The organism is Streptomyces anandii JCM 4720 (assembly GCF_014650655.1).
Classification (GTDB): Bacteria; Actinomycetota; Actinomycetes; order Streptomycetales; family Streptomycetaceae; genus Streptomyces; species Streptomyces anandii.
This window is the reverse complement of record NZ_BMVJ01000021.1, coordinates 95557-114453: the sequence shown is the minus strand read 5'-3', so window position 1 is coordinate 114453 and position 18897 is coordinate 95557. Positions and strand designations below refer to the sequence as shown.

Annotated in this window: 13 protein-coding genes and 1 pseudogene; 3 read left to right on the top strand and 11 right to left on the bottom strand. The window is 72.7% G+C overall.

Annotation, left to right across the window (positions count from 1 at the left end; translation table 11 throughout):
• Positions 1 to 1655: sigma-70 family RNA polymerase sigma factor (locus tag IE249_RS29260; protein ID WP_308434409.1), on the top strand; the 1655-nt coding region annotated here is incomplete at its 5' end.
• Between the two features lie 92 nt (positions 1656 to 1747).
• On the opposite strand, the gene IE249_RS29255 is transcribed toward IE249_RS29260, so the two are convergent.
• A complete protein-coding gene (locus tag IE249_RS29255) occupies positions 1748 to 3160 on the bottom strand; it encodes a hypothetical protein (protein ID WP_189709546.1) in 1413 nt (470 codons plus the stop codon).
• A 100-nt stretch (positions 3161 to 3260) separates the two neighbouring features.
• Positions 3261 to 6281: a glycoside hydrolase family 3 protein gene (locus IE249_RS29250; RefSeq protein ID WP_189709544.1), complete on the bottom strand. Its 3021-nt coding sequence runs from the start codon at positions 6279 to 6281 to the stop codon at positions 3261 to 3263.
• 272 nt (positions 6282 to 6553) lie between these two features.
• Between IE249_RS29250 and IE249_RS29245 the strand changes: the two genes are divergently transcribed.
• Both IE249_RS29245 and IE249_RS29240 read left to right on the top strand, forming a co-directional pair.
• Positions 6554 to 8431 (top strand): lectin, encoded by a 1878-nt coding sequence (locus IE249_RS29245; protein ID WP_189709542.1) that lies wholly within the window; start codon positions 6554 to 6556, stop codon positions 8429 to 8431.
• Positions 8432 to 8447: 16 nt separating this feature from the next.
• The gene (locus IE249_RS29240; RefSeq protein WP_189709539.1) at positions 8448 to 9047 is read left to right on the top strand and encodes a GOLPH3/VPS74 family protein; all 600 of its coding nucleotides are present in this window, start codon (positions 8448 to 8450) and stop codon (positions 9045 to 9047) included.
• 53 nt (positions 9048 to 9100) lie between these two features.
• Here the strand turns inward: IE249_RS29240 and cimA are convergent, their stop codons facing one another.
• The 9 genes and pseudogenes from cimA to IE249_RS38840 all read right to left on the bottom strand — a co-directional run.
• Entirely contained in the window at positions 9101 to 10705 is a 1605-nt protein-coding gene (cimA, locus tag IE249_RS29235; protein WP_189709538.1) for a citramalate synthase, read from the bottom strand.
• A 327-nt stretch (positions 10706 to 11032) separates the two neighbouring features.
• Complete coding sequence (locus IE249_RS29230) at positions 11033 to 11653, bottom strand: TetR/AcrR family transcriptional regulator (protein ID WP_189709536.1); 621 nt, start codon at positions 11651 to 11653, stop codon at positions 11033 to 11035.
• Positions 11654 to 11690: 37 nt separating this feature from the next.
• Complete coding sequence (locus IE249_RS29225) at positions 11691 to 12731, bottom strand: agmatine deiminase family protein (RefSeq protein WP_189709534.1); 1041 nt, start codon at positions 12729 to 12731, stop codon at positions 11691 to 11693.
• Between the two features lie 11 nt (positions 12732 to 12742).
• Positions 12743 to 14464 carry an urease subunit alpha gene (locus IE249_RS29220; protein ID WP_189709532.1) on the bottom strand — a complete coding sequence of 574 codons (1722 nt, stop codon included), beginning with the start codon at positions 14462 to 14464 and terminating at the stop codon, positions 12743 to 12745.
• On the bottom strand, positions 14461 to 15168 hold the full coding sequence (gene ureA / locus IE249_RS29215; RefSeq protein WP_189709530.1) for an urease subunit gamma: 708 nt from the start codon (positions 15166 to 15168) through the stop codon (positions 14461 to 14463). The genes IE249_RS29220 and ureA overlap by 4 nt, the downstream gene beginning before the upstream one ends.
• Before the next feature lie 327 nt (positions 15169 to 15495).
• Entirely contained in the window at positions 15496 to 16584 is a 1089-nt protein-coding gene (locus IE249_RS29210; RefSeq protein WP_189709528.1) for a branched-chain amino acid aminotransferase, read from the bottom strand.
• Between the two features lie 253 nt (positions 16585 to 16837).
• The gene (locus tag IE249_RS29205) at positions 16838 to 17881 is read right to left on the bottom strand and encodes a 3-isopropylmalate dehydrogenase (RefSeq protein ID WP_189709526.1); all 1044 of its coding nucleotides are present in this window, start codon (positions 17879 to 17881) and stop codon (positions 16838 to 16840) included.
• Between the two features lie 82 nt (positions 17882 to 17963).
• Positions 17964 to 18095: a hypothetical protein gene (locus IE249_RS39785; RefSeq protein WP_268249178.1), complete on the bottom strand. Its 132-nt coding sequence runs from the start codon at positions 18093 to 18095 to the stop codon at positions 17964 to 17966.
• Positions 18096 to 18427: 332 nt separating this feature from the next.
• Positions 18428 to 18897: pseudogene (locus IE249_RS38840) on the bottom strand (aldehyde dehydrogenase family protein); the annotation flags it as partial.

Below are 18897 nucleotides of genomic sequence, written 5' to 3'. Positions count from 1 at the left end.
CACAGCACACGGCGGACCTCGCGGCACTGGTCGCCGCTGCCCGAGAGGGCGATCCGCGGGCTCAGGACGCCCTGGTCAGCGCGCATCTCCCGCTGGTCTACAACATCGTGGGCCGCGCGCTGAACGGCTCGGTGGACGTGGACGACGTGGTGCAGGACACCATGCTGCGCGCCCTGGACGGGCTCGGCTCGCTGCGCGCGCCCGAGAGCTTCCGCTCCTGGCTGGTGGCCATCGCCATGAACCGGGTCCGGGCGCACTGGCAGGACCGGCAGGCCGCGCCGGGCGCCGTGGAGGAGGCGGGCGAGGTCGCGGACCCGGGCGCCGACTTCGTGGACATGACCATGGTGCGGCTCCAGCTGTCCGGGCAGCGCCAGGAGACCGCGCGGGCCACCCGCTGGCTGGAGCCGGACGACCGGGCGCTGCTGTCGCTGTGGTGGCTGGAGTGCGCCGGGGAGCTGACCCGGGCGGAGGTCGCCGGGGCGCTGAAGCTGTCGCCGCAGCACACGGCCGTACGGGTGCAGCGGATGAAGGCGCAGCTGGAAGCGGCCAGGGTGGTCGTACGGGCACTGGACGCGCGGCCGCGCTGCGCGGAACTGGGCGAGGTGCTCGCGGCCTGGGACGGCGCGCCGTCCGCGCTGTGGCGCAAGCGAATAGCCCGGCACGCGCGCGACTGCGTGCGCTGCGCGGGCCTGTGGAGCGGGCTGATGCCGGCCGAGGGACTGCTGGCGGGCCTGGCGCTCGTCCCGGTGCCGGTGGCGCTGCTGACGAACCTGCGGTCCGGCTTCGACGGGGTGCCGGCCGGTGCCGCCGAGCCGCTCGGCGCGGTCCCGGACCGTGCCGGGCGTGCGGCGCACCACCGGGCGGCGGGCGGACGCGCGGACGGTCATGAGGCGGCCGGCGGGCGGGTCGCCTCACGGGAGGCGGCGCGCCGACGCCGGAAGGTGCGGCGGCGGGCGGCCGCCGGGGCGGTCGTGGCGGCCTGTCTGGCGGGCGGCGGCGCCTGGTACTTCGGCGTGGGGCCGGGCTCGGGGACGCAGGACGACACCGCGGCGCGGACCCCGGCCACCCCGGTCACGGACCTGGCCGCGCCCGCCACCAGCGCCCCGGGCTCCCCGTCCGCCTCCCCCTCGCCGTCCCCGTCGCCCTCGCACTCCGCGTCCAGGAGCCCGAGCCCGGCGAAGAGCACGCACAGGGCGAGTGCTCCCGCGTCGAAGCGGGCGCCGCGGCCGACCCCCAGCGCGTCGAGCGCGCCGCCCGCCCAGCCGGCCCCGGCGGGCACCGTGGCTCAGGTCGTCGCCCTGGTCAACAAGGAGCGGGCGAAGGCGGGCTGCGGCGCGCTGACGGAGGACTCGCAGCTGGACGCCGCCGCGCAGGGCCACTCCGACGACATGGCCGCCCGCGGCTTCTTCGACCACACCAACCCCGACGGCAAGGATCCCGGTCAGCGGATCACGGCGGCCGGGTACCGCTGGTCCACCTACGGGGAGAACATCGCCATGGGCCAGCAGACCCCCGAGTCGGTGATGAACTCCTGGATGAACAGCCCCGGCCACCGCGCCAACATCCTCAACTGCTCCTTCAAGAACATCGGCGTGGGCGTTCACAAGGGCTCGGGCGGGCCTTGGTGGACGCAGGACTTCGGCACCCGGATGTGACAGGCGCGTCCGGCACCGGACTGTGAGGCGCGTCCGGCACCAGGACGTGAGGCGCGCGTCCACCTCGCGGACGTGACCTCGCGGGGCGGGGCTCAGAATCCTCCGCCGCCCCCGCCGAAGTCCCCCCCACCGCCGAAGTCGCCTCCCCCGCCGAAGTCGCCGCCGTCGCCGAAGCCGCCCCCGAAGTCGCCCGGGTCGAAGTCGGCGCCCGACATGTCACCCCCGTCGTAGCCGCCGAAGCCTCCGGAGCCGTCGTAGCCGTAGCCGCTGAAGTCGCCGTAGCCGCCGCCGTAGTACGCGCCGTAGGCGGGGGCGGCCATCACGTTGCCGAGCAGGGTGCCCACGAGCAGGCCGGGGAGGATGCCGCCGCCGAAGTAGCCGCCTGCCCAGGGGCCGTAGGCGGGGCCCGCGTCCCAGTAGGGACGGCGGCCCCAGTTCGTCTCCACCTCGCGGATGTGCGGGTCGCTGCCCTCGGCCAGGCGTACCTGGTCGGCCGCGCACACCGGCACCCGGCGGGGCGCGCCTCCGGCCGGCGCCCAGGTGGCGTCGGTGGCGGAGGGGCCGTGGCGCGGGTCGAAGAAGCAGGGCGGCCGGCGCTCGGGCAGCGGGCGGCCCTCACGGCGGGCGGCGAGCTGGGCCAGGGAGAAGCGGCCGTCCTCCAGCGCCTCGGTGACGGGGCGCACGTCCTCGGGGCGGCGGGCCTGGGCCATGTACTGCTTGGCCTGTTCGTAGGCGTCCAGGGCGCGTTCGTAGTCGGCGCGCATGGCGTCGTCCGCGCCGGCCTCGGCCGGGTGGAAGTCCAGGCGGTCCAGTTCCTCACCGAAGGCGGTGATGTCCTCGTCGACGACCACGCGCAGCCGGTCCAGGGCGGCCCGCTGTTCCGTGGCCTTGCGGCGCCGGTTGCGCCTGACCAGCCCGTACGCGCCGAGGCCGCCGGCCACCAGGACCGCGGCCGCGGTGATCAGCGCGGTGCTCGAGGCGCCGCGGCCGTGTCCCGAGGTGCCCCAGGTGCTGGGGGCGGAGCCGTGCATGGTGGGCAGCGCCCGGTTGGTGAAGTCGGTCAGCTGGGTCTTGGCGTCCTCGCCCTGGACGCTGGTGACCAGGTTGCGCACGGCGGTGCGGGGAAGCACGGAGGCGTCGGCGCGGGCGTCGAAGCGGTCGCCGAGGCGGATGGCGTAGGCGCCGGTGATCCCGGTGGCGGTGCGCAGGTCGGTGAAGAGGTTCTGGGTGGGGTAGTCCGCGGGGAGCACCGCGACGAACAGCGGTTTGTCGGCGTCCTTGATCTGCCGGGACAGCGCGTCGGCGTCGGCGGCCGACAGTTGCCCGGAGGCCGCGGGGTCGACGTAGACGGGGTCCTTGCGCAGTGCTTCGGCGACCGTGGAGATGCTCGTGGCGGCCGTCGCCCGCGGCACTCCGGCGGACAGTACGGCCACGACGGCGACCGCGAGCGCGACCAGCAGCCGGACGGGGACGCCAAGGGCTCGGGGCCGGACGAGGGCCTTCATGGTTCGAAACTACCTGAACGAGCAGGAAACGGGGCATTCGCATGGATAGGAGGCACACCCGGTGAGTACCCCACTGCCGGGCATGCCTCCCATCCGCCTCTCACGCCGCCCGGTAGGCCGCCGTGAGCCGCTGCACCGCCGCCCGGTAGTGCCCGGTCAGCAGCAGATGGTCGGCGTCGGCGAAGGGTTTCGCCACGGCCGCGCTCATGTTCTGGCCCACCGCGCGCTGGACGAGGAGCCGCGCCTTGGTGACGAGCGCGCGGCCCGTGCGGTCGGCGTGGGCCCGCTCGGCCGCGCCCGCCGCCCGTTCCAGCGCCCGCAGGGTTTCCGTGCCGCCCGAGGGCACGCCGGTCAGCGTGGTGAGCCCCCAGCCGAACGGGAACTGCGGGTCGTACGCCGTGTCGCCCACGTTGATCGGCAGCTGGGCCTGCGACTTCGGCCAGGTCACCGGGAGCTGTCCGGTGAAGGGCCGCCGGCCGTAGAGCACGTCGGCCACGCCGTCGCCCTCGGTGCCCGGCAGCCAGGAGGCGACCAGGGCGTCGATCCGTCCGAGCCGGTCGCGGATCAGCTGGGGCCGGCCCGAGACGATCAGCACCGCGCACTTCATGGCCGCGCACACCTTGTCCACCGCCGCCTTGTCGGCGGCCGGGAGCTCCAGGTCGTGGCCGTTGCCGACGTCACCGACGCCCTCGGCGTACGGGGTCTCGCCGACGACGACCACACCGACGTCGTAGCCGCTGGTGGGCGCGGAGGCGTCCTTGGAGTAGGTGACGTCTCCCCCGGCGTCGCGCATGCCCTGAAGGACGGTGGTGCCCCGGGTGTGGGTGCCGGACTCGCCCTGCCAGGTGATGGTCCAGCCGCCGGTCTGGTTGCCGAGGTCGTCCGCGTTGGACCCGGCGACGTAGACCTTCTGGTTCCTCTTCAGCGGCAGTACGCCGTCCGTGTTCTTCAGCAGCACCTGGGACTCGGCGGCCGCCTGGCGGGCGACGGCGCGGTGCGCGGCGGAGCCGATCCGTGCGGCGCCGGAGGTGTTCGCGTAGGGGTGCTCGAAGAGGCCGAGTCGGAACTTCTGGGTGAGGATGCGCGAGACGGCGTCGTCGATCCGCCGCTCGCTGATCCGCCCGGCCCTCACCTCTTCGATCAGGGTGCCGCGGAAGTCCGTGTAGGAGTACGGCACCATCATCATGTCGACGCCCGCGTCCACCGCCGTGCGGACCTGGGTGGCGTAGTCGCCGGGCAGCTGGTCGATCGCGTTCCAGTCGCTGACGACGAAGCCGTCGAAGCCCATGCGGCCCTTGAGCTCACCGTTGATCATGTCGGCGCGGGCGTGCATCTTCACCGGGCCGCGCCCGTCTCCGATCACGTCGAGCGAGGAGTACGACGGCATGACGGAGCCGACGCCCCGGTCGACAGCCGTGCGGAACGGCGCGAGGTGCACCGCCTGGAGCTGCTGCCGGGTGACCTTGGTGACGCCCTGGTCAATGGTGTACGTGCCGGTGGTGGAGGAGCCGTACGCCGTGCCGCCGTCGCCCGCGAAGTGCTTGGCGGTGGCGAGCACCTTGTCGGCGCGGGCGAGGTCACGGCCGTCCGCGCGGCCCTGGAGGCCCTGGACGACGGTCTCCATGGACTCCACCAGCGCCGGGTCCTCGCCGAAGGACTCGTAGGAGCGGCCCCAGCGTTCGTCGCGCGAGACGCACAGACAGGGGGCGAAGTCCCAGGGCACGCCGGTCGCGCGGACCTCGCTCGCGGTCACCGCGCCGGTCCGCTCGGCCAGGCGGGGGTCGCGGGTGGCGCCGATGCCGATGTTGTGCGGCATGACCGTGGCGCCGGCCAGGTTGTTGTGGCCGTGGACCGCGTCCACGCCGTAGATCAGGGGGATCTGGAAGCGGGTGGCCCGCGTGCGGAGCTGGAAGGAGTCGGTCATCTCGGCCCAGGCCGCGGGGGTGTTGGGCGTCGGGGTGGAGCCGCCGCCGGAGAGCAGCGAGCCCAGCGCGTACCCCGCGATGTCGGCCGGGGCGCTCATCGCGCCGCGCTCGGCCTGGGTCATCTGCCCGGCCTTCTCCTCCAGGGACATCCGGGAGACCAGGTCCGCGACCCGCTTCTTCACGGGCAGCCTGCTGTCCAGGTACGGCAGTCCGTGCGCGTCGAGGACGATCTGCGGGGTCTCGGCGGGTGCCCTGGCGCCGGTGACGGTGAGTTCGAGCGGGATCGTTCCGGCGGCTTCGGGGGACCGGTTCTTGAGGGTGGGCACCCGCACGGTCCGTGTGGCGCCGGAGGCGGTCCCGGCGGGGAAGGTGAGGGTGCCGGTGAGCGGGCGGTAGTCCGTGCCGGGGCGGGCGGTGCCGGCACCGGTGCGGTAGGCGACGGTCACCGGTTCCGCCAGGGGCGCGGAGCCGGTCGTGGCGACGGTGACGCGGACGGCGGCGGTCGCGCCCTCCTTGACCGGGTAGACCGGCGCGTCGGTGGTGACGGAGGCGCGCAGCGCCTGGTCGGCCCTGCCGTACAGCTCCACGTCGTCCATGGCGAAGCGGCCCGGCGCTCCGGTCGGGAGGGTGACGGCGTAGCCCCACATCCGGGTGAGCCCGAGGACGTGGTCGATGCCGCCGACCGGCTGGTAGTCCGTGCGATAGGTGAAGTCGGTGAAGGGCAGCTCGATCTGTTTCCAGCCGCTGAAGTCGTCGGTGAAGGAGGTCGTCCACAGCTCCGACGCCTCGCCGTTCGCGCCGCCGTCCTTGATCTCGAAGGCGATCTTGCGACCGTTGTCCTGGCCGTCCCACCAGAAGCGGACGCCCTGGTGGGCGGACCAGTCGTGGGCGGGCAGGTTCGCGGCGAAGTCGTGGGTGAAGCCGCCGTAGCCGCTGATGTCGTAGGTGCCGGTGAGGACCTTGGCGCCCTCGGGGGCGTCGGGGCGGGCGGTGAGCCCGAGGGTGGGCGGGTCGTCGGTGTCGCCGCCCCAGGTGAAGATGCCCTCGGCGGGCTGGCTCGCGAAGGGCACCTCGCCCTCGAAGCGGTCGACGGGTACGGGGGCCGGGTCGGCGTCGCCTGCGGCCGGGCTCGCGGAGGCGAGCGGGATCAGGGCGGTGAGCAGGGTGGCGGAGGCGAGCAGGGCGGTTCTTCGCATGGACCTTCCCTCGGCTCTGTGAACCCTCTGGGCTCAACTCACGACAGGAAACTCATGACTTAGATCACGGCGTGAGTTAACTGGGCGGCGGCGGGACCGTCAAGACTTCACGTCAGAACCGGTACAGACGCCGGGCTCCGCCAACGAGCGGCCGGATGAAGGAGGTTGTCCGTTCGGGATCTGAACGCGCACCCTCTTGACGCGTACACGAAGCCGTCATTTACTCACGGCTCGCACGCCCCCATCCCCCACCTCACGAAGGGCGGCGCTCCATGAGAAGACCCTCGCGCACGGCACGGCTGCTCCTGGCCGGGCTGCTGGCCGCCGCCGGGCTCGGCACCCTCGGCACGGCCGGCGCGCCCCCCGCGCACGCGGCCGGCGAGCAGGTGACCGCCTGGCTGACCACGACCGACGACTCCGGCGGCCGGCACGTGGTCCGCGGGCTCGAACCCCGGGCGCCGTTCGCCTTCCAGTCCGGCACCGGGGGCGGCGGCGAGAACATCACCGTGGACGAGAACACCCGCTACCAGACCTTCACCGGCGGCGGCGCCTCCTTCACGGACACCGCGGCCTGGCTGATGAACAGCAGCGGCGCGCTGTCCCAGGCGACCCGGGACGCGACCATGCGCAAGCTGTTCTCAGCCACCGACGGCATCGGGCTGTCGTTCCTGCGCAACCCGATGGGCGCCTCGGACCTCGCCCGCTACGGCTACACCTACGACGACGTGCCCGCCGGGCAGACGGACGCCTCGCTGTCGAAGTTCTCCATCGCGCACGACCTCGCGGACGTGGTGCCGCTGACCCGGCAGGCGCTGCAGCTGAACCCCTCACTGACCGTCATGGCCTCGCCGTGGACCGCGCCGGCGTGGATGAAGGACAGCGGGCAGCTGAACGGCGGCTGGCTCAAGGCGGAGGACTACGGGGCCTACGCCTCGTACTTCGTGAAATACCTCCAGGCCTACCGCGACCAGGGCGTGCCGGTGTCGTACGTGACCGCGCAGAACGAGCCGACGTGCTGCTCGGGCTACCCGTCGATGAGCTGGAACGCCTCGGGGCTGGCCTACTTCACCAAGAGCGAGCTGCTGCCGAAGCTGGCGGCGGCGGGCCTGTCCACCAAGGTGCTGGCGCTCGACTGGAACTGGGACACCTACGACTCCTACGCCGCCCGGACGGTGGACGACGCGGCGGTGCGCTCGCACCCGAACTTCGGCGGGATCGCCTGGCACGGCTACGGCGGGGACGTCACCGAGCAGACGGCCGTGCACAACCGGTATCCGCAGCTGGACGCCTTCGGCACCGAGCACTCGGGCGGCACCTGGATCGCGAACCAGCAGCGCGAGGACATGAACAACATCGTCGACTACACGCGCAACTGGGCGAAGTCGGTGACCAAGTGGTCCCTGGCGGTGGACCAGGACATGGGCCCGCACAACGGCGGCTGCGGCACCTGCACCGGGCTGGTCACGGTGCACGACGGGGACGCGCGCTCGGGGCAGGTCGACTACACCGTCGAGTACTACGACATGGGGCACCTGACGAAGTTCGTACGGCCCGGAGCGCAGCGGATCGCCTCGACGGCCTCCGCCTCCGTGCCAAACGTGGCCTGGCGCAACCCGGACGGCGGCAAGGCGCTGATCGCCTACAACGACGCGTCGAGCGCCAGAACGGTGACGATCAACTGGGGTTCACAGCACGCCACTTACACGCTGCCGGGCCGGACCTCGGCCACCTTCACCTGGTCCGGGACGCAGTCGGGCGGCACGAGCCGGTCGGGCGCGTTCGTGGGGCTCGCGGGCAAGTGCCTGGACGTCGCGGGCGGTTCGGCCGCGGGCGGCACGGCGGTGCAGCTCTACGACTGCAACGGCACGTCGGCCCAGCAGTGGACCGTGCAGACGGACGGGACCGTGCGGGCGCTCGGCAAGTGCCTGGACGTGACGTCCGGGTCGACCGCCGACGGCGCGAAGGTGCAGCTCTACGACTGCAACGGCACCGGCGCGCAGCAGTGGTCGTACAACGCCTCGACCGGGGACGTGGTGAACCCGGCGGCGGACAAGTGCCTCGACGTCACGGACAACTCCACGGCCAACGGGGCGCGGGCGCAGATCTGGTCGTGCACCGGGGCGGCTAACCAGAAGTGGCAGCTGAGGTGACGTATCGTCAGGCGGCATGACCACACCGCGCGACCTGTTGATCGTCACCATGGACGTGCCGCCCGCCCGGCCCGTCGAGCAGGGCGACCTGTCCCTCGCGCTCGCGGGGGCCGAACTGGCCGACCTGCTGACGGGCGGGTACGTCGCCCTGGACGGCGACCGCGTCGTGCCCGGCGCGCGGCCGGCCACGGGCGACCGGCTCCTGGACGAGGCGGGGGCCGCGCTCGTGGACCGGGCGCCGTACGAGACCGTGGAGGACTGGCTGTGGCGCCGGGGGCGTGGGCTGGCGGCGGCCTACGTCTCCGGCCTCGACGCCGAGGGGCTGCCCGCCGGGGAGCGCCACCGCTGGATGCCGCGCCGCACGGCCCGGCAGTCACCGGCCGACTCACCGGCCCGCCGCGAGGCGGCCGACCGCTGGGCGTCCGGCGAGCCGCTGCTCCGCGGCCTCGCCGCAGCGGTGGGCATCGAGGAGCCGGGCGCACTCCCGGACCCCGGCGAGGAATCCCTGACGGTCGTCCTGGCAGCGGTGAACCACGCGGTCACGGAACTGGAGTCCGTCCGCCAGCGCCGCCGGATCGAAGACGCGGCCTTCGACAACATCTGGCGGGCCCCCTGACCGGCCCGGCCGCTGCCCGGCCCGGCCCCTGACCGGCCCGGCTCCGGGCCGGGCTACTTCGCCGGTTCCACGGAGGCGCGCAGGAGGCCGTAGGTGTAGGCGTCTTCCAGGGCCTGCCAGGAGGCGGCGATGACGTTGTCGGCCACGCCCACCGTGGACCACTCGCCCTTGCCGTCCGAGGTGGAGATGAGGACGCGGGTGGTGGAGGACGTGCCGTGCTTGCCCTCCAGGATGCGGACCTTGTAGTCGACCAGCTCGAGGGAGGCCAGCTCGGGGTAGATCTTCTCCAGGGCCACCCGCAGGGCGCGGTCGAGGGCGTTGACCGGGCCGTTGCCCTCGGCGGTGGCGACGATGCGCTCGCTCTTGGCCCACAGCTTGACCGTGGCCTCGTTGGCGTGGGTGCCGTCGGGGCGGTCCTCGACGATGGCCCGCCAGGACTCCACGTCGAAGTACTTCAGGGGCCTGCCCTCGGCCTCGGCGCGCAGCAGCAGTTCGAAGCTGGCGTCGGCGGCCTCGTAGGTGTAGCCCTTGAGCTCGCGCTCCTTGACCCGCTCGACCACCCGGCCGACCAGCTCGCGGTCGCCGCCGAGGTCGATGCCGAGCTCCTTGCCCTTGAGCTCGATGGAGGCGCGGCCGGCCATGTCGGAGACCAGCATGCGCATGGTGTTGCCGACCAGCTCGGGGTCGATGTGCTGGTAGAGGTCGGGGTCGACCTTGATCGCGGAGGCGTGCAGACCGGCCTTGTGCGCGAAGGCGGACACGCCGACGTAGGGCTGATGGGTGGAGGGCGTGAGGTTGACGACCTCGGCGATGGCGTGCGAGATCCGCGTCATCTCCGCCAGCCGCCCCTCGGGCAGCACCCGCTTGCCGTACTTGAGCTCCAGCGCGGCGGCCACCGGGAAGAGGTTGGCGTTGCCGACGCGCTCGCCGTAGCCGTTGGCCGTGCACTGCACGTGGGTGGCGCCCGCATCCACGGCGGCGAGGGTGTTGGCGACCGCGCAGCCGGTGTCGTCCTGGGCGTGGATGCCGAGCCGCGCCCCGGTGTCGGCCAGCACGGTGGAGACGACCGCTTGGACCTGGGCGGGCAGCATGCCGCCGTTGGTGTCGCAGAGGACGACGACGTCGGCGCCCGCCTCGGCGGCGGCCCGCACCACGGCCTTGGCGTACTCGGGGTTGGCCCGGTAGCCGTCGAAGAAGTGCTCGCAGTCGACGAAGACCCGGCGGCCCTGGTCGCGCAGGTGGGACACCGTGTCCCGCACCATCTCGAGGTTCTCGTCCAGCGTGGTGCGCAGCGCCAGCTCCACGTGCCGGTCGTGCGACTTGGCGACCAGGGTGATCACCTCGGCACCGGACTCCAGCAGCGCCCTGACCTGCGGGTCGTCGGCCGCCTTGCCGCCCGCCCGCCGGGTCGCGCCGAAGGCGACCAGCTGGGCGTGCCGGAACTCGATCTCCTGCCGGGCGCGGGCGAAGAACTCGGTGTCCCTGGGGTTCGCGCCCGGCCAGCCGCCCTCGATGAAGCCCACGCCGAAGTCGTCCAGGTGCCGGGCGATGGCCAGCTTGTCGGCGACGGTGAGGTTGATGCCCTCACGCTGGGCGCCGTCGCGCAGGGTGGTGTCGAAGACGTGGAACGAGTCGGCCGGCCGGCTGGTTTCGGTCATGGTCTCAAGGCTCCTGTTGGTGAATCTCGGTCTTACCGGAATAACCGGCTCCACCGTCCCCCCAATGGTCCCTCGCGCCTGTCCCCCGGCTGCGGGTGGGCCAGGAAAACGAAAAACCTCTCGCGGGTGCGAGAGGTCTGCGCGCGGGTCGAGGACGACGGTGGCCGCTCGTACCTGGTCGTACGAGACGGTCACTGCGGACCGGCGCGCCTGCTGCCAATAATCGTGGCGAACGAGAGCACGGGGGCAGTCTGGCACATTCCGCCCCCATGGCTCCCCGCTGTCTCAGGATGCGGGCGCCCGGCCGAGACACACGCGCGGGGATTCTCAGGCGTCCGCGGGCCCGGCGGTCCCCAGCGCCTCGTCGAGGAACTCCCCCACATGACCGAGGACGCGCGTGCGGTCGGTGCCGCGCAGGCCGATCGCCACGTGGATGGAGAAGCCGTCGAGCAGGGCGCGCAGCCGGGCGGCGAAGCGGTCGGCGTCCACCGGGCGGAACTCGCCGCGCGAGACGCCCTCGGCGATCAGGGCGACCAGGTCGCGGTGCCAGGCGCCCTCGATGGCGGCCTGCCGGTCGCGGGCGTCGTCGTCGGCGTTCTGCGAGCGGTTCCAGACCTCCAGCCAGAGCGTCCAGTGCGGGTCGCGGTGGCCGTCGGGGACGTACAGGTCGACGTAGGCGTCCAGCCGCCGACGGGCGCTGCCACCCGCGGCCAGCAGCCGGGCGCGCCCGGCGCCGAGCCGGCTCTCGCTCCACTCCAGGGTGCGCAGCAGCAGCTCGTCCTTGGAACCGAAGTAGTAGAGCAGGTGGCCGCTGCTCATCCCGACCTCGCGGCCGAGCGCCGCCATGGTGAGCTTCTCCAGACCGCGCTCGGCGATCATCTCCATGGCGGCGGCGAGGACCTCCTCGCGCGGCGGCGCGTTCCTGCGCGCACGGGCCGCACCGGCCATCTGCTGCTCCTGTACGTGTCGGACCTCGAGCTCTGTGTCAGACCTTGGGCTGCTGCTGCGTGATGCAGTGGATGCCGCCCCCGCCCGCGAAGATCGTACGCGCGTCGACGAGGGTCACCGTCCGCTCCGGGAAGAGCCGGGCGAAGACGTCGGCGGCGAGTTCGTCGCGCGGGTCGCCGAAGGCGCACAGCACGACCGCGCCGTTGCAGAGGTAGTGGTTGATGTAGGAGTAGTCGGCCCAGTGGCCGTCGGCCTCCAGGACGGTGGGGGCGGCGACCTCGACGACCTCCAGGCGGCGGCCCCGCGCGTCGGTGGCCGACTTGAGGATGCCGATGACCTCCTTGGTCACCTCGTGGTCGGGGTGCGCGGGGTCCGGCTGGTGGTGGGCGACGACCACGCCGGGCCGGGCGAAGGCGGCGACGATGTCGACGTGGCCGAGGGTGCCGTAGCCGTGGGGAGGGTAGTCGCCGGTCAGCCCGCGCGGGAGCCAGACGGCCTTCTCGGTGCCGAGGTGGGCGTGGATCTCCGCCTCGACCTGTTCCCGCGTCCAGTGCGGGTTGCGCTCGGGGCCGAGCTGGACCGTCTCGGTGAGCAGGACGGTGCCCTCGCCGTCGACGTGGATGGCGCCGCCCTCGTTGACCAGCTGCGAGGCGTACGTCTTCGCGCCGGCGAGGTCGCAGACGTGTGCGGCGATCTTGGCGTCGTGCTCCCAGCGGGCCCAGTGCTGGGCGCCCCAGCCGTTGAACGTCCAGTCCACGGCGGCGAGTTCACCGGCGCCGTTGGTGAGGAAGGTCGGGCCGATGTCCCGCATCCAGGCATCGTCGAGGTCGCGCTCGACGGTCTCGACGCCGTCGCCGAGCAGGTCGCGGGCCTCGGCGGACTGGCCGGGGCCGCAGACCACGGTGACGGGTTCGAAGCGGCGGACGGCACGGGCGACGGACGCCCAGGCCTCGCGGGCGGCGGCGAGATCACCGGGGTCGTCGAAGGTGGGGTTGGGGGACGGCCACGCCATCCAGGTGCGTTCGTGCGGGGCCCACTCGGCGGGCATGCGGAAGCCGTCGGCGGCGGGGGTGTTCATGGGGCGCGTCCTCAGAGGAAGTACAGGCGGTTGAGGGAGACGGACTCGGCGGGCTCGGAGCGGACCGGGTCGCCGTCGAGGGTGACCAGGCCGGTGCGCCGGTCCACGTCCACCGATCCGGTACGGGAGTTCAGGAGCAGGTCGGCGGGGCCGATGCCGCGGGTGCCGCGGACGGCGACCCGCCGCCTGCGGGTGGGCATGGTGTCGTGGCCCTGGTCCAGGGCGGCGCGGGCGACGAACGCCACCGAGATGTCCGCGGGGGTGGCGCCGTGCGCCCCGAACTGCGGTCCGAGGACGAGGGGTTCGCAGGTGTCGGTGGCCGCGTTGGGGTCGCCGGTGACGCCGTAGGCGGGGAAGCCGGACTTGAGCACGAGCTGCGGCTTGGCGCCGAAGTACTCGGGGCGCCACAGCACGATGTCGGCCAGCTTGCCGGGCTCCAGGGAGCCGACCTCGTGCGACAGACCGTGCGCGATGGCGGGGTTGATCGTCAGCTTGGCGATGTAGCGCAGCACGCGGGCGTTGTCGTCGTCCGGACCGTCCCCGTCCGCCGGGCCGAACTCGGCCTTCATCTTGCCGGCCATGGCGAAGGTGCGGCGCACGGTCTCACCGGCCCGGCCCATGCCCTGCGCGTCGGAGGAGGTGATGCCGATCGCGCCCAGGTCGTGCAGCACGTCCTCGGCGCCCATGGTGCCGGCGCGGATGCGGTCGCGGGCCATGGCGGCGTCGCCGGGCAGGTCGGTCTTGAGGTCGTGGACGGAGACGATCATGCCGTAGTGCTCGGCGACCGCGTCCCGGCCGAAGGGCAGGGTGGGGTTGGTGGAGGAGCCGATGACATTGGGGACGCCGGCCATCTTCAGCACGTTGGGTACGTGTCCGCCGCCGCAGCCCTCGATGTGGAAGGCGTGGATCGTGCGGCCCTCCAGGACGCGCAGGGTGTCCTCGACCGACAGGCACTCGTTCAGGCCGTCGCTGTGCAGGGCGACCTGGACGTCGTGCTCCTCGGCGACGCGCAGCGCGGTGTCCAGGGCGCGGGTGTGGGCGCCCATGTCCTCGTGGATCTTGAAGCCGGAGGCGCCGCCCTCGGCCAGCGCCTCGGTCAGCGGGGCGGCGTGCGAGGACGAACCGCGGCCGAGGAAGCCGATGTTGACGGGCCAGGCGTCGAAGGCGCCGAAGGCGTGCCCGAGCGCCCAGGGCGAGTTGACGCCGACGCCCCACACCGGGCCGAACTCCTGGCCGATGACCGTGGTCACGCCGGAGGCGAGGGAGGCCTCCATGATGCGCGGCGACAGCAGGTGCACATGGGTGTCGACGGCTCCGGCGGTGGCGATCAGGCCCTCACCGGACACGATGGACGTGCCCGTGCCGACGACCACGTCCACGCCGTCGAGGGTGTCGGGGTTGCCGGCCCGCCCGATGGCGTGGATGCGCCCCTCGCGGATGCCGATGGACACCTTGCGCACGCCCTGCACGGCGTCGATCACGACGACGTTGCTGATCACCACGTCACAGGTCTCGCGCACGGCGGCGGCCTTGAGGTGCAGCCCGTCCCGCGCGGTCTTGCCGAATCCGGCGAGGAACTCGTCGCCGGGACGCTGGGCGTCGGACTCGACGCGGATCACCAGCCCGGAGTCGCCGAGGCGGACGCGGTCGCCGGCCCGGGGGCCGTGGGTGGCGGCGTACTCCTGCGGTGTGAGGCGGCGGGCTTCGGCGGGGTGGCCTCCGGGACGGCTCATCGCCCGGCCTCCTTCCGCAGGATGTCGGGTACGCCGAGATAGCCGCAGGCGGCGGCCCTGCGCAGGGCCTCCTCCTTGGCGCCCGGCGCGTCCAGCGGCCCGTCGACGAGGCCGGCGAAGCCGATCGCGACGCGCGCGCCCCCGATGGGCACAAGGCCCACCTCGGCGCTCTCGCCCGGCCCGAACCGCACGGAGGACCCGGCGGGCACGGCGAGCCGCATGCCGTAGGCGCGCTCGCGCGGGAAGTCGAGCCTGGGGTTGGCCTCGAAGAAGTGGAAGTGGGAGGTCACGGAGACGGGCACGGTGGCGGTGTTGGTGACCGTGAGCCGCCAGGCCGCCTCCGGCTCGGCGTGCTCCGGGCCCGGCAGCAGCGCGCCCGGAGCGCCGTCGCCCAGGGAGCCGCCGGCGATCGGGTCGCTGACGACCGCGAGCCGTGAGCCGTCGTCGAAGACGGCCTCCACGTGCACCTCGGTGACCACGTCCGCGACGCCCGGCAGGACGTCGTCCGGGCCGAGGACCGACCGTGCCCGCTCGATCGCCTCGGCGAGCCGGGCGCCGTCGCGGGCGGCCTCGCACACCGTGTCGGCGATCAGCGCGGTGGCCTCCGGCACGTTGAGCCGCACCCCGCGCGCCCTGCGGGCGCGGGCCAGCTCGGCGGCCGTGAACAGCAGCAGCCGGTCGCGTTCGGTGGGGGTCAGTCGCACGGGAACGGCACCTCCTCGTCCTCCCGGGTTAGAACAGCACTCTAAACCGGGGGCGCGGGAAAGCAAACCGGGATGCGATACCCCGGCGTACGTCACATTGACTGCCGCTCTAACAGAAGTGCGCTCACCCGTGCTCCTCCCGCGTCCCCCGACACGCCCGGGGCGGCCGCTCTACCGCGGAACGAGGGGATGCCCCGCGCGGGCCAGCCGCTCCGCACGCGTCCGCGAACAGCCGTTCCCCGCCCGCCGGTCGAACCGGAGGACGGGGAACGGGGGAAACGGACCCCCGGGCCGGGGGCGAGGCCCGGCCCGGGCGGGAGTGGACTGTCAGGCGAGTTCGTGCATCCAGCCGTGGCGGTCCTCGGTGATGCCCCGCTGGATGTCCAGCAGGGCCTGGCGCAGCCGCATGGTGACCTCGCCGGGCTCACCACCCGACTGCTTCCACTCGGCGCCCGCGCGCTTGACCGTGCCGACCGGGGTGATGACGGCGGCCGTGCCGCAGGCGAAGACCTCCGTCAGGGTGCCGTTCTCCGAGTCGCGCTGCCACTGGTCGATGGAGACGCGGGCCTCCTCGGCCTCGTAGCCGAGGTCGCGGGCGACCGTGAGGAGCGAGTCACGGGTGACGCCCTCGAGGATCGAGCCGCTGAGGGAGGGGGTGACGATCTTGTCGCCGTAGACGAAGTACAGGTTCATGCCGCCGAGTTCCTCGACCCACTTGTGCTCCACGGCGTCGAGGTAGCAGACCTGGTCGCAGCCCTTGGCGGCGGCCTCGGCCTGGGCGAGCAGGGAGGCCGCGTAGTTGCCGCCGGTCTTGGCGTCGCCCATGCCGCCGGGGACGGCGCGCACCCGGTCCTCGGAGGCCCAGATGGAGACCGGCTTGACGCCGCCGGGGAAGTAGGCGCCGGCCGGGGAGGCGATGACCAGGAACAGGTACTCGTTGGCGGGCTTGACGCCCAGGCCGACCTCGGTGGCGATCATGAACGGGCGCAGGTAGAGCGACTCCTCGCCGCCGTGCGCCGGCACCCATGCCTTGTCCTGCTGGACCAGGAGGTCGCAGGCCTCGATGAAGGTCTCGACGGGCAGCTCGGGCATGGCCAGGCGGCGCGAGGAGGCCTGGAAGCGCAGGGCGTTCTTCTCCGGGCGGAAGGTGGCGACCGAGCCGTCGGGCCGGCGGTAGGCCTTCAGGCCCTCGAAGATCTCCTGGGCGTAGTGCAGGACGTGGGTGGCGGGGTCGAGGGGGATCGGCGCGTACGGAACGAGCTGGCCGTCGTGCCAGCCACGGCCCTCGGTCCACCGGATGGTCACCATGTGATCGGTGAAGTGGCGGCCGAACCCGGGGTTGGCCAGGATCGCCTCGCGCTCCGCGTCGGAGAGCGGATTGGCCGAGGGCTTGAGCTCGATCGTGGGCGTCGTCATGAGTGAGTGTCCTTCACCGGGTTGTAGTGACGGGCCGCGCTCACGCCCGCACGGCCAGTGGCCGGTGCTAGGACGTCCGAGCATTCCCTCATGTCGCGGCTCCGCGTTCGATTATCGCGCGGGGGCTGCGGCGGAAGAAAACGGGGTGAATGCGGCCCAGGGGTTGATGGTGGCACCCGGCGGCGCAGACGAAAAGCCGCCGGGTGCGGATGCGACCCGACGGCTTCGAAGTGTTTCGAGTGGCGCGGCGGGATCAGCCGGCTACTCGTACGGCGAGCGCGTCGCCGATCTCGGAGGTGCTGCGGGCGGGCAGGGCGGCGCGTTCCGCGAGGTCGGCGGAGACGGCGTCCTCGATCCGGCCGGCCTCGGCGTCGTAGCCGAGGTGGCGCAGCAGCAGGGCGACGGACAGGACCGTGGCGGTGGGGTCGGCCTTGCCCTGGCCGGCGATGTCGGGGGCCGAGCCGTGGACCGGCTCGAACATGGAGGGGAACTCGCGGCCCGGGTTGATGTTGCCGGAGGCCGCGACGCCGATACCGCCGGAGACGGCGGCGGCGAGGTCGGTGATGATGTCGCCGAAGAGGTTGTCGGTGACGATGACGTCGAAGCGCTCGGGCTGGGTGACCAGGTAGATGGTCGCCGCGTCGACGTGGATGTACTCGGTGGTGACCTCGGGGTACTCCTCGGCCACCTTGTTGAAGACGTTCGTCCACAGGTGACCGGCGAAGGTCAGCACGTTGTTCTTGTGGACGAGGGTGAGCTTCTTGCGCGGGCGGCCCTGGGCGCGGGCGAAGGCGTCGCGGACGACGCGCTCGACACCGTAGGCCGTGTTGACGGAGACCTCGGTGGCGACCTCGTGCTCGGTGCCCTTGCGGATGGTGCCGCCGTTGCCCGTGTAGGGGCCCTCGGTGCCCTCGCGGACCACGATGAAGTCGATCTCCGGCTCACCGGCGAGCGGGGTGGCGACGCCGGGCAGGAGCTTGCTGGGACGCAGGTTGACGTGGTGGTCGAAGGCGAAGCGGAGCTTGAGCAGGAAGCCGCGCTCCAGGACGCCGGACGGCACGGAGGGGTCGCCGATCGCGCCGAGCAGGATGGCGTCGTGCTGCTTGAGCTGCTCGAGGTCCGCGTCGGTGAGGGTCTCGCCGGTGGCGTGGTAGCGCCGGGCGCCGAAGTCGAACTCCCGGGTCTCCAGCTTGACGTCCTGCGGGAGGACGGCGGCCAGGACCTTCAGGCCCTCGGCCACGACTTCCTGGCCGATGCCGTCACCGGGAATCACTGCGAGATCGATGCTGCGAGACATGTCGGCACCCTACTCCTCGTCCCAGGAGATGACACACGCTGTCCGCGATACGGACAGCCGGAGCCTGTGGGGGACGGACGGTTCAGTGGCCCGTCTCGCCGCCGTTGTCACGGCGGTCGAGGGCGCGCTGGAGAGCGGCTGCGGCGTTGCGGCGGTCGGACTCGGTGGTGCGGGAGACGTGGCGGACTCGGCGGCGGACGGTCGTCTCGGCCATGGGGAATCGACTCCTTCGAGAACAGCGTGGAGTGCGGAAAGAGGGTTACGAGACTCCCCCACTGCCTATGGGCGTGGGCGGTACCCCCGGCGAAGGGGGCGGGGGCGCGCCGCAGGGGTGACCTGCGCGGGGCCCGGCTCACGACCGCCATGCGCTGGATCGAGCGAGGCGTTCGGCTTCTACAAAACTAGGCGAGGACCGGGCATCTGTCTCCACAATTACTCGGACTTCCTACTATCTGAGACGGCGGCACGTCTCCCGTCCCGTCGGCACGCGGAAACAGCACGGCCCGGGAAGCCCCTCGGGCTTCCCGGGCCGGTTGCCGCCGGACGTCAGCCCATGTGCGGGTAGCCGTACTCCGTCGGCGGGACCAGGGTCTCCTTGATGGCGCGGGTCAGCGTCCAGCGCATCAGGTTCTGCGGGGCGCCGGCCTTGTCGTTGGTGCCGGAGGCGCGGCCGCCGCCGAAGGGCTGCTGGCCGACCACGGCGCCGGTCGACTTGTCGTTGATGTAGAAGTTGCCGGCCGCGTAGCGCAGCCTCTCCATCGTGTACGCCGCCGCCGCGCGGTCGCCTGCGACGACCGAGCCGGTCAGGGCGTAGTCCGACACCGACTCCATCTGGGTCAGCATCTCGTCGTAGCGCTCGTCCTCGTAGACGTGCACGGCGAGGATCGGGCCGAAGTACTCGGTGCGGAACACCTCGTTCTCCGGGTCGGAGCACTCGATCACGGTCGGGCGTACGAAGTAGCCGACCGAGTCGTCATAGGTGCCGCCCGCGACGATGGTGCAGGACGGGTCCTGCT